This is a genomic window from Thermoanaerobaculia bacterium (genome assembly GCA_018057705.1).
In the GTDB taxonomy this organism is placed as follows: domain Bacteria; phylum Acidobacteriota; class Thermoanaerobaculia; order Multivoradales; family JAGPDF01; genus JAGPDF01.
Genome location: JAGPDF010000104.1, coordinates 1 through 11,529, shown reverse-complemented (window position 1 = coordinate 11,529; position 11,529 = coordinate 1). Strand labels below are relative to the sequence as shown.

Genomic DNA, 11,529 nt, shown 5'->3' with positions numbered 1-11,529 from the left:
CCGACATCGAAAAGATCGCCGGCGGCAACCTGATGCGCGTCTGGCGCGCAGCCGAACGGGTGGCGGAGGGGTTCCGTCGCTAGGTCGTGGCGCCGGCCTCGACGGGCACGGCTGGGTCTCTCGCTCGACGGAATACAATCCAGAGATGAGCACCTCGAACGGTGATGAGGAGCAGCGCTGCGGAGGCCGGACCAAGGCCCGCCTTGGCCTGGCGATCTACGTTCTGGCGACTGTCCTCTCGCCGGGATTGTCCTCGCCTGCAGCTGCGCAGCCGCTCGACACCCCCTATCTCGTCCGCGACATTGCGAACACGGCGCCGGTGGCCCAGGCAGACACGCACCTGATGTTCGAGACCGCCGTGAACGGCCGCGCCCTCTTCTGGGCTGCCTCTGACTCCGCCGGCAGCTACTGGACGCTGTGGAGCACGGACGGAACTGCGGTCGGCACGGTCCCGATCTCCGATCTCCTTGCTTACGAGGCTACGAGTTCGCTCAACTCAGCGACGCTGTGCGCCGATGCGCAGAGGTGGATGCTCTGGGCTCCGGGCTCGCCCGGCGGAACCCGCTCAGTCTGGGCCTCGGACGGAACCAATGTCGGAACCGCAATGGTCACGCCGCTGCCGCCCAACTCGATACCTGGCCTGACTTACCCCGGCCCGGAGGCGTGCGAGGCGCGAGAGCTGGGTGGCCGTGTACTTTTCTGGATCGCGAAGCTGCAAGCGCTCGAGAATCCGACCTATGAGCTCTGGAGTACCGATGGAACCTTCGCCGGCACGCAACGCGTGGCGCAGTTGGGACAAGATTCGGGCTTCTGGTCGGGAGTTCCCGATTTCATCCGGCTGGGGGACAAGATCCTCTTCTCACTGCAGACCGTCCCGAACGGATTCGAGCTCTGGCGAACGGATGGAACCGAGGCCGGAACCGAGCCGTTCCTGTCACAGTTGGCCGGAATGGACACTCTGGCGGCGCAAGGGTTTGTCCGCGTCGGCGCCTGGGCATTCTTTGTCGAGTCCTTTGCCGGGGGCCTGGCGCCTTTAGCTGTAACGGACGGGACCGCAGGCGGGACGCGCGTCTTCGAAGACCTGCTGCCGCTTGGGAGCTCGGCGGAGGAGGGATACGAACCCGTCGCCCTCGCTGACCGGCTCGTCCTGGCCGCGACCGCGGCCGGCCCACCTCAGCTCTGGGCAGTGATCCCGACGGAGCTCGACCCCGATGTCCTGACGTCGCTGGTCGGCGCCATTTCGATTCGACGGCTGGCGCCGCAAGCGATCGGTGGCCGGGCTCTCTTCGTGGCCACCCTTCCGGAACCGCCGAGCGACACGCGCGATCACCTGCTCCTTTCGGACGGAACCGCGATGGGAACGATCGACGTCGCGGTCGGTTGCGACGCAGTGGGCTTCTGCGGAATACAGGATCTCGGCACGATGGGCGGCACCGCCTATTTCCTGGTGTCCGACACGTCAGGGACGTCGCTCTGGAAGACGGACGGCACCGCGCCGGGCACCGCTCAGATCGAAGCTCTCGACTGCGCAAGCGGCTGCGAGATGAGAGCTTTCGGAGTCTCGGAAGCGAGGCTCTACTTTCTCAAGCGTTCGCTAGGGGAATCTCCGGCACTCTGGGTGTCGGACGGCGCCGCGGCTGGCACCTTCGAGGTTCTGCCGCCGGGTCCGATCGACAATTACTGGACCACGGGTGCTGGATCTGCAGCCCTGCCGGGAGGTCGGCTGGTCTTCGGCGCTCATGGCGCCGAAACCGGCTTCGAACCCTGGATCACCGATGGCACGCCGAGCGGGACGCACGTGCTCGTCAACCTCTCGGCGGCGAGCGACCCGTCGCTCCCAAAGCGCTTCTCGGCGTATGGCGATCGCGTTCTCTTCTCCGCGCAGGAGTCCGTACATGGTGAGGAGCCCTGGGTCAGCGGAGGGAGTGGAGTCAGTACCGGAATGGTCGTCGATGTCCGACCGGGAGTCGGGGGAAGTTGGCTGGTGCCGTTTCAGCCGGCCGACGGAATCTGGCCGATCCAGGCCGATCCAGAGGGAACCGGCTCGTCGCAGCGCCTCTACTCCACCACCGGAGCACCGGGCAGCCTGGGTGCGCTCGGTCCCGAGTCTTTCTGGGGATCGTCGTCGCTGTCGTTCAACGGCCGCTCCTTGATCACGAGCGGGGTGAAGCTCTTCGCTTTCGATGGCAGTCCGCCCTCGGTGAACCTATTGGCGGAGATTGGCGCGGGGTTCGATATCTTCCCGTTTCTTGCCGCCGGAGCGCAGCGGGTCTACTTCCGCAATCTTCTCGCCGGAGAGCCGCACGAGCTGTGGACGACGGACGCTACCGAAGCGGGAACGCACTCCTTCTGCGCGGCGCCGGACTTTCAGAGTTTTTCGCCGGGGAGTTGGATCGGCGAGCTCGGTTCCGGCGTCGTCTTCAAGGCGCGCACGGAAGCGCTGGGCGTCGAGACGTACTTCTGCCACGAGGGAGAGGCCGCCATCCTGCTGGCCGACATCGCGGCCGGAGCCGCCGACGCCGATCCGGAGGGCTTCATCGCAGTCGGGGGATGGAGTCTCTTCGCCGCCACGAATGCAGCCGGTGACCGGGAGCTTTAGCGCACCGACGGGACGGTCGCGGGTACGGGCTTGCTGGCGAATCTGTCTCCGTCCGGAAGCTCGGCACCCGCCGAGTTCAGCCCGGTCATCGGCGGAGTGCTCTTCACGGCCGACGACGGCCTGCACGGTCGTGAGCTCTGGTTCTCGGATGGAACGGCCGCTGGCACGGCGATGGTGGCCGATCTCGCTCCCGGTCCGATGTCCTCCCAGCCCGCGGACTTCGAGCCGATCGGTGGCACATTCGTGTTTGCGGCCGAGACGCTCGCTGCCGGTCGCGAACTCTGGGTCACCGGCGGAACGGCGGAGTCGACCGGGCCGTTGCCCGAGATCCGGCCCGGACCGCTGTCGTCGTGGCCCGAGGAGTTGACCGCGACGCAGCATCGCGTCTTTCTGCGCGCCACCGACGAGCGCGGCTCCGAGCCCTGGGCGCTCTGCCCGTCCTGGGTGGCGGGGACCGCGCAGGCGTGCAACGAGCTCTTCGCGGACGGCTTCGAGGCCGGCTCGGCCGCTCGCTGGAGCGCCTCGACGCCCTGAAGCCTCTGATCGCGGCTTCGAGCGTCCGGCGATGTCTCTCGCCTCGGCCTTCTCGCCGAGCTAGACCCGCCGGTCGGGGCGGCGGAGGCGGAAGGTAGCCGCTCCTCCAAGGAGCAATGCCAGAAGCGCCAGGCCCCAACTTCCGAGCGCCGGGATCTCGATGACCGAGACGTCGACGGTGACCGGGACCGTGGCGACCTCCGTCACGACCTCGCCGCCGGGGCTCGTGCCGGTGGCGGTCGCGAGGTTCTGGTAGGGGCCGGGGTCGCCCGCCGGGTCGACCAGGACCTGGAGCGTGAGGGTGCCGCTCGCGCCGACCGCCAAAGTGTTGCCGGCGGCCAGTAGATCGGTATCGGCGGCGCCGTCGTAGGCGGGATTCACCGTCAGGTCGACGCTCGCCAGCGACTCGACACTCCACGCGCCGGCGTCGGCGAAGGTGAGCGCCAGATCGTCGACGATCTGCACGTCGGTGAGCGTCACGTTGCCCAGGTTCTCCACCCGGATCTCGTAGAGGACGTGGAAGAGCGCGCGGTCGGTCGCGTCGCGTTCCGACGAGATTACGGCCTTGGTGAGGCCGATCGCCGGCTGCTCCACGCCCACCGGCGCCGGATGGTCCTCGACCTCGCCGTCGATGGCTCCACCGTTGAAGCTCAGGCCGGGTGTCGTGCTGATGCGGCAGCGCGTCGCCGCGTTCCCCTGCGGGCTGCCGACCGGCACCGCGAACGACGGCAGAAGCGTCGCCGCCGGAGCCAGCGCGAGATTGGCGACGACCTGCTCGCCGGCATCCGCCCAGTCGCCGTCGCGATTGAAGTCGATCCAGCAGGAGACCGCTCCGCCTGTCGCCCCGGCGCTCACCGCGAGCGTTCCGTTGGTTCCCGGGATGAAAGCGGCGGGGAAGACTACGCCGTCCTCGTCGTCGCCGCCCGAGTTGTCGTCGCCGGAGAGTGTCGCATTCGGCTGCCCGTCGCCCTCGGTGTCGACCGCCGCGCCGAGCGTCGGGTTGCCGGCGAGGAGCACGATGTGGCGGGCGCCGTTCGACGCCAGAAGGGTCGGATAGGTGGGGTCGGGCGCGTCGCCGAGGTCGAGACCGAGCACGGTGACGGCCCAGTCCTCGATTTCGCCGTCGCCGGCGGGTCCGAGCGGTGTCGGCGTGCCGGCCGAGGAGAGGCGGAAGCGGGCGTAGGTGGCCCGCGTCGGCGCGTCACACGGCACGTTCACCGGCAGGGCGTTGGCGCCAGCGACGAGCGCGAGCGAAGTGGCGACGCGATCGCGCGGATCGCCGAACGTGCCGTCGCCGTCGAAATCGATCCAGGCGTCGAGGCGTGGCGTCGCGATCGCGGCGGTGTTGGTCAGGGCGATGGAGAGGTTGGCCGTCGTGCAGGCGACGAACGCCGCGGGCAGCGTGACGCCGTCCTCGTCGGCGCCGTCGCCGGTGGCGCCGACCGAGGGCTGACCGTCGGACTCGTTGTCGACCGTGGCGCCGAGCGAGAAGCCCGCCGCCGTCGCGTGGTTGGGGCCATTGCCGGCGATCGTCGTGCCGTAGGTAGCCGGGGCGTCGCCGAAGTCGACCACGCCGAGGGTGATCGGCAGGTCCTCGACTTCGCCGTCCGGCGCGCCGCCGGTGGGTCCGGTGCCGCCGCCTGCCGACAGGCGGAGGCGGGCGTAAGTGAGTCCTTCGACGGCGGCGCAGGGCACGGTATAGACCAGCGGGTTCGCGCCGGCGACGAGCGCTTGCGAGGCGAAGACCTGCTCGCCGGCGTCGCCGAAGTCGCCGTCGGCGTTGAAATCGATCCAGGCGTCGAGCGCGCCGGCGGCCGACGCGGTCACCGTCACCGCGGCCGACTGGCAGGCGGTGGCGACGGAGGCGAAGGTCACACCGTCCTCGTCGTCGAAGCAGCTGCCGACGCGGCTCGTCCCGGCGCTCGTGTCGTCGCCGTCGGCTCCGACGGCCGGCTGGCCGTCGGGCTCGGTGTCGACGCACGAACCGAGGCGCAGACCGTCGTCGGGATCGACCTGATGCCAGGCGGAGCCCACGCCCTGCGTGCCGTAGGAGTCGGGGGCATCGCCGAAGTCGAAGCCGACGACGCCCAGACTGTAGTCCTCGACCTCGCCGTCGGCGGCAGCTCCTGCGGGCGGGAGACCGCCCGCCGACGAGCAGCGGAAGCGGGCGTAGGTGGTGCCGGGGATCGCGCTCTCGGGGACGCTCGCGACGAGCACGGTCGGAGAACCGACCGGGATGGCCTCGCTGGCGGCGATCTGCTCGCCGGGCGCATCCCCGAAGAGGCCGTTGCGGTTCCAGTCGACCCAGGCGTCGAGCAGGCAAGGGGCGCCTCCGCCGGCAACGATCGAGAAGCTCGCCTCCGCCCCCGGGACGAACGGACTGGCAAAGGTGACGCCGTCCTCGTCGTCGTCGCCGGAGCAGCTGCCGAAGACGAGCGCCGAGAGCGCGATGTCGTCGCCGTTCGCTGCCACTCCAGCCACGAGACCGCTGTCGGCATCGACGCAGGCGCCGAGGAAGGGGGCGTTCGCACCGCCGAGTGGATGCACGGCGCCGGCGTCGAGCGCGACGGTCTGGTAGTCGTCGGTCGCCGTGCCCGCGCCGACATCGGGAGCGTCGCCATAGTCGAAGGCCGGCGGCGGAGCTGGCGGAACGATCGAAGAGACGAAGCCGAAGTCGACGGTGAGGTTGGTGTCGTTGTCGCCGTCCTCGCTGGTCGGCTCGCCGTTGTCGGTGAGCGTGACGGCGTGGCTGGCGACCAGCGCGCCAAAGTCGGTGCCGTTGTCGTCGCCGTTCGTGTCGTCGTCGGGATCGGGGGCGGGGTCGTTGCCCGTCGCGGTGGTTCGCCCGGCGAGGGCGCCGCCGCCGCCGAAGGCGGAGGGCGAAACGACGACGATGTAGTCGCCGGCGGCGAGGCGGTCGAAGCGATACCGGCCGGGGAAGCCGCTGTCGAGAGCGGTCTCCGTCGTGCCCGAATACTCATCGAGCGTCGGCTCGCCGTCGCCGTTCGTGTCGCGGTAGAGGTCGAGCCGCACGCCGTTGACGCCGGGCTCGCCGTTCTCCGGTTCGAAGATGCCGTCGTCGTCGTTCTCGTTCCACACCTGGTCGCCCAGCGCGAGCGTTCCGGCGGGAGCGACGAGCCCGGCGTCGATCGTCGGGTCGTACTCGCCGGGGGCGAGGTTCACCAGCGGTCCGGCGCCGGTCGCCGGATCGGCGTCCGAATCGAGAGCGTCGCCCGGGCCGACATCGTCCGCCGTCCAGCCGGTCGCGGAGGCCGGGAGCACGAACTCGACGAAGTAGGGCAGGCCGGGGGCGAGCCCGTCGAAGCGGTAGTACCCGGGCCGCCCGAAGATGTCGTCCGCCGTCGCGGTCGTCGCCACCACCGGATCGGCGCCGCCGGTCTCGGCGGTGCCGTCGCCGTCGTCGAGATGAAGCCGCGCGGTGACGCCGTTGGCGCCGTCGGTGACCGGCTCGTTCTGCCTGCCGTCGCCGTCGCGATCGAACCAGACGTAGTCGCCGAGCGCCGCGAGTTGGGTGGCGATGAGGCCGAAGTCGTTGTCGGGATCCTGCTCGCCGGGGTCGAGCACGGTCACCGGCGCGCAGGCTGTCGCCGGATCGCCGTCCGAGTCGCTGGTGTCGCCACCGCTGTTCGCAGTGGTGAGGATGTAGGTCGGCGGCGGCGCGATGCAGACGAAGTAGCTCCCCGGCGCGAGGCCCGGGAAGGCGTACCAGCCGGCGGCGCCGCCGGGGCCATTGGCGGTCACCGTCGAGGCGAGCGGCACGTCGTCGGCGGTGCCCGCGAGACCGTCGACTCCGGGCAGCAACAGGCGGACAAAGACGTCGTTCAGGCCGCTCGGGCCGTCGTTCTGGGTGCCGTCGTGGTCGAGGTCCACCCAGACGAAGTCGCCCAGGGCGGCGGCAACACAGCTGCCGAGGGCGACGCCGGACTTCTGCGGCTCGGCCGCGAGGCTGCCGAAGCCGTCGGAGCGGTCGGCCTGGTACGCGAAGGAGTTGAACGCCGAGTCGCCGGCAGGAATGCCGGCCGGAGTCGACATGCTGAAGTCGAACTCGACGAAATCGAACGGTCCGACGACGCGACTGCCGAACTCGACCTTGAACGAGCGCGTGGCGCTGATCGGCGTCGGCGGCGCGGTCGACCAGTCCGGCGGATCGCACGCCGTCGTCGGCCCCCCCACCTCGCCGCGGCAAGGGTTGCCGGAGGTCGAGTAGTAGAGCGTCGTCCCCGGCGGCGGAACGATCGGCGCCGCGAGCAGTGGTGTCCACAGCGAGCCGCGCGGAGTGGTGTCGCGCACGCCCGTGTCGCCCACGAACGGCAGGATGTCGATGAGCACGAAGTTCTCCATCGCCACCGTGCCGACGTTCTGGACGCGCAGCGAGTACTCGAGCGCGCCGCCTTCGAGCGTGCCGGCGGAGCTCGCGGTCGGGCTGCCGTCGCAGGCCGCGTCGACCAGCTTCGCCGAGATGAGCTGAGCGATCCCCGCGACGGTGATCGTGCCGGTGGCAGTGCACAGGCTCTCCGCTGTATCACTGTCGCCGTCGAGATCGAGGGTGTCGGGGTGCGAGCTGCCGGAACAGCGGAAACCCAATCCCGGCGCATCGTGATCGAGCGTGAACTCGTTGGCGAGCGCGCCGTTCGCCGCACCGTTGCGGATCGTCGTCGTGACGTTGAGCCAGACCTGCTGATTGACCCCGAGGTCGCCGCTGCCGGCGTTCCAGCGCCAGCGCAGAAGCGTGCGACCGCTGCCGGCGAAGTTCGGGATCTGCTCGAAAGACTGGGGGGCGGGCAGTCCTGTACCCTGATCATCGAAGGTCCAGATCGAAGAGATCAGGTCGACCGGCAGCAGGTCGGTCGCTTCGATGCTCTCGAGAGGCAAGGGGGAGGAGGACTGCACGGCGGAGCGCACGCGCAGGCGCCAGGAAACAGCCTGGCCGGGATTGAACGGGCCGCCGCCCGACAGATTTTCCTTCGCCGGGTTGAGCTGCGCGAACGGACCGGAGAGGACGAAGCTCCGGCAGGCATTGCGGTTCACGTTGGTCGGCCCGGCCGTGTAGACCGCTGAGAGGTCGACGCAGTTCTGGATCGTGTCGCCGAAGGCCACCGGCCCGCCGGCGAGATCGGGGTTGACGATCTGACCGGTGATGTGCGGCCGGTTCGCGGTACTCGTGGTGGCCATGCCCGGTGCCGCCTGGCCATACTCCCAACGGATACGGGTGAGGTACTCGCCGGCTCCCAGGCCCGGCGGCGGCGCGGTCAGCGTCGTGTTCGTCGCGACGTTGGGCGAGGAGCCCCACAGCGTGAAGACGCCGAGGGCGGTGTTCTTCTCGTAGGAGACGCGCACGCCCTCGCCGACGGCGAAGTCGGCCAGGCCGGAGTAGCTGCCCGACGTGACGCTCGTCACCTGGAGCTCGACAGGCAACGTGTCGATGACCACCAGGTTGTCGAGCGGCACGTTGCCGTTGTTGCTCACGGCGATGTCGTAGGCGAAGGACTGATTCAACGTCGGCGGATTGGGCGTTCCGCCGGCCATGTTCTTGCTGAAGGCGGCGCTCGCGTTGGGTACGAAAGTCGTGACGGGGTGGGTGACCTCGCCGACGCCGAGATTCTGCGCCGGTTCGCCGAGCGGCGTGCCGTCGGCGGTGAAGCTGTTGGTGACGTTGGTTCCGGAAGGGAAGGTGGCGGAGGGGAAGACGACGTTCACCAGGATGTCGCAGTTGTTGTTGGGCGCGAGCGGGACGGTACAGGGGCTCGTCCAGGTCAGGGTCGCCGGCGTGGTGCCGACGCAGCCCGGCTGGCAGTCGGCGGCCGGTGTCGCGCCGTTGAAGACCGTTCCGGGAGGAAGCGTATCGACCACCGGCCCGATCGCCGTCAGATTGAGCGCGCCGCTGACGTTGCTGTTGGTGATCCGCAGGCGGTAGGACTCGGGCAGGTCGAGGTTGGCCGGGCTGGTGGTGAGCGTCTTCTGGAGTGTGACCTGAACGGTGGCGACGGCGGCGACCGTGACCGGCGGCGTGGTGAACGTCCCCGGAGTCGTCCCGAGGTTGATGCCGTCGGCGGTGTTCGTCGCTACCGTACTGTCAGGCGTCGACCCGTTCGGGAAGCGCACGTTCACTAGCAGGTCGCCACTGTTGCCGGCGGGAAGCGGGGTCACCATGACGAACTGCACGCGCGTCCGCCCCGAGCCGCCGAAGTTGGGCGTGACGTTGATCGCGGCCACGTCGCCGGTCGGGCTGGCCGGCACGGTCGAGACGTACTGCACCTCCACCGGCAGGAGATCCACGACCTCCGCGTTCAGGCACGGGCCGGACGTGCTGCTGCAGTTGTAGGTCAGGCGGTAGCCGAAGGTCTGGCCCGCGGGTTTGCTCGGCCCCGGATCGACCTGGATGGCGCTCTTGGCGAGCGGCTGGGCGTTCGCCGCCGCCGCCAAGGCGAGGATCGAGAGGGCTACACGAAGAAGGCTGCTGGAAAACCTGGGCATGACCACTCCGGAGTCGACGTGCGGGCGACAGCGACGGACAAGGGGCGCAGCCCCTTGCTCCTCGAGGGAGGCCTGAGCTTACCAGCAAGCGCTGCCCGCGGAGCCTTGGGCTAGAGTGCGCAAGATGAGGAAACGGATGTACGCAATCGGTCTCGGTCTGGCCGCCCTGGGCACCCTCGCCTGCTCCGACGGGCGGACGCCGGTGATGGTCTATTCGCCGCATGGTCGGGACCTTCTGATGCTCTTCGAGCAGGCGTTCGAGGCGCAGCATCCGCAGATCGACGTGCGCTGGCTCGATATGGGGTCGCAGGAGGTCTACGACCGGATTCGCTCGGAGAAGGCCAATCCGCAGTGCGATGTCTGGTTCGGCGGGCCGGACGCGATCTTCTCCCGCGCCGCCGCCGAAGGGCTCCTCGCGCCGTACCGGCCGTCGTGGGCGGACGCCGTGCCGGCGAGCTCGCGCGGCGAGGGCGACCACTACTTCGGGACGTTCCGGACGCTGCCGGTGCTGGTCTTCAATGAGAAGCTCGTTTCGGAAGCGGAAGCCCCGCGCGACTGGGACGATCTGCTGCAGCCGCGCTTTGCCGGCCGGGTGCTGATCCGCGATCCGATCGCCTCGGGGGTCATGCGCACGATCTTCTCCATGGTGCTGGCGAAGTCACAGAGCGAGACCGGCTCGACGGCGCGCGGCCTCGAGTGGCTGGCGCGGCTCGACACCCAGACCAAGGAGTACGTCGCGAATCCAGCCCTCCTGCACGAGAAAGTGATGCGCGGCGAGGGCGAAGTGACGATGTGGGAGCTCACCGACATCCTGCTCGAGCGCGCCAAGGGGGTGCCGTTCGGCTATCGGTTCGCCGCGAGCGGCACGCCGGTCATCGACGATGCGATCGCCCTCGCGGCGGGGGCGCCGCACCGCGCCGCGGCGCTCGAGTTCCTCGAGTTCGCCGGCTCGGTCGAGGCGCAGGCACTCGCGGCCGAGAAGGCGTTCCGCATTCCGGCGCGCACCGACATCCCGCAGGAGAAGCTTCCGACCTGGGCGCAGGAGGTCCTCACCGCGATGCAGCCGGCGGTCTACGACGAAGCGCTCGCGGCGGCGAAGGGGCAGGAGTGGATGGCGCTCTGGGATCGCACCGTGCGCGGCAAGGGCGCCGAGCTCCAGGCCCCGCCCGTCGCGCGATGAAGTCAGAGCGCCGGGTGGCTCCAGCCAGTGATCGCAGGGATCGCGGGACTGACCTGACCCTCGACGACATCGGCAAGCAGTTCGGCGACAAACGGGTCCTCGACGGCATCTCGTTCGCCGTGCCGAAGGGCGAAGTGCTCGCCCTGCTCGGCCCCTCGGGGAGCGGCAAGACGACGCTGCTGCGCATCGTCGCCGGCTTCGAGACGGCCGATCGCGGCTCGATCCGCGTCGGCGCACAACGGATCGAGAACCTGTCGCCGGCCAAGCGCGATTTCGGCATGGTCTTCCAGCACTACGCCCTCTTTCCGCATCTCTCGGTGGGCGAGAACGTGGCGTTCGGGCTCGAAGCCCGCAGGTTCCCGAAGGCCCAGGTAGAGGAGCGCGTCGCAGTGGCACTCGCGAGCGTCGACCTCGTGGGGTTCGAGCGCCGGCGGATCTCCGAGATCTCGGGCGGGCAGCAGCAGCGCGTGGCCCTCGCGCGGGCCCTGGCGCCCGAACCGCGCGTCCTGCTCCTCGACGAGCCGCTCTCGAACCTCGACCCGACCCTGCGCGAACGGACCCGGCGCGAGCTCTCGGCGACCTTGCGGCGGATCGGCATCACGACCCTCCTCGTGACTCACGAGCAGGAGGAGGCGTTCGATCTCGGCGACCGCGTGGCGCTCCTCCAGGGCGGCCGACTCGAACAGCTCGGGACGCCGCACGAGCTCTATCGCGAACCGGC

General features: G+C 69.6%; 5 protein-coding genes. 4 read left to right on the top strand and 1 reads right to left on the bottom strand.

Going from position 1 to position 11,529, the window contains the following annotated elements:
• The first annotated feature begins 145 nt into the window (after positions 1-145).
• Together KBI44_19800 and KBI44_19795 are read left to right on the top strand one after the other, a co-directional pair.
• A complete protein-coding gene (locus KBI44_19800; protein MBP9146727.1) occupies positions 146-2,599 on the top strand; it encodes a hypothetical protein in 2,454 nt (817 codons plus the stop codon).
• Positions 2,600-2,629: 30 nt separating this feature from the next.
• Positions 2,630-3,133: a hypothetical protein gene (locus KBI44_19795; protein ID MBP9146726.1), complete on the top strand. Its 504-nt coding sequence runs from the start codon at positions 2,630-2,632 to the stop codon at positions 3,131-3,133.
• A gap of 60 nt (positions 3,134-3,193) precedes the next feature.
• On the opposite strand, the gene KBI44_19790 is transcribed toward KBI44_19795, so the two are convergent.
• A complete protein-coding gene (locus KBI44_19790; GenBank protein MBP9146725.1) occupies positions 3,194-9,628 on the bottom strand; it encodes an IPTL-CTERM sorting domain-containing protein in 6,435 nt (2,144 codons plus the stop codon).
• 136 nt (positions 9,629-9,764) lie between these two features.
• On the opposite strand from KBI44_19790, the gene KBI44_19785 reads away from it, so the two are divergent.
• Both KBI44_19785 and KBI44_19780 read left to right on the top strand, forming a co-directional pair.
• The gene (locus KBI44_19785; protein ID MBP9146724.1) at positions 9,765-10,808 is read left to right on the top strand and encodes an extracellular solute-binding protein; all 1,044 of its coding nucleotides are present in this window, start codon (positions 9,765-9,767) and stop codon (positions 10,806-10,808) included.
• A 14-nt stretch (positions 10,809-10,822) separates the two neighbouring features.
• On the top strand, positions 10,823-11,529 hold a 707-nt coding region (locus tag KBI44_19780; protein ID MBP9146723.1), incomplete at its 3' end, for an ABC transporter ATP-binding protein.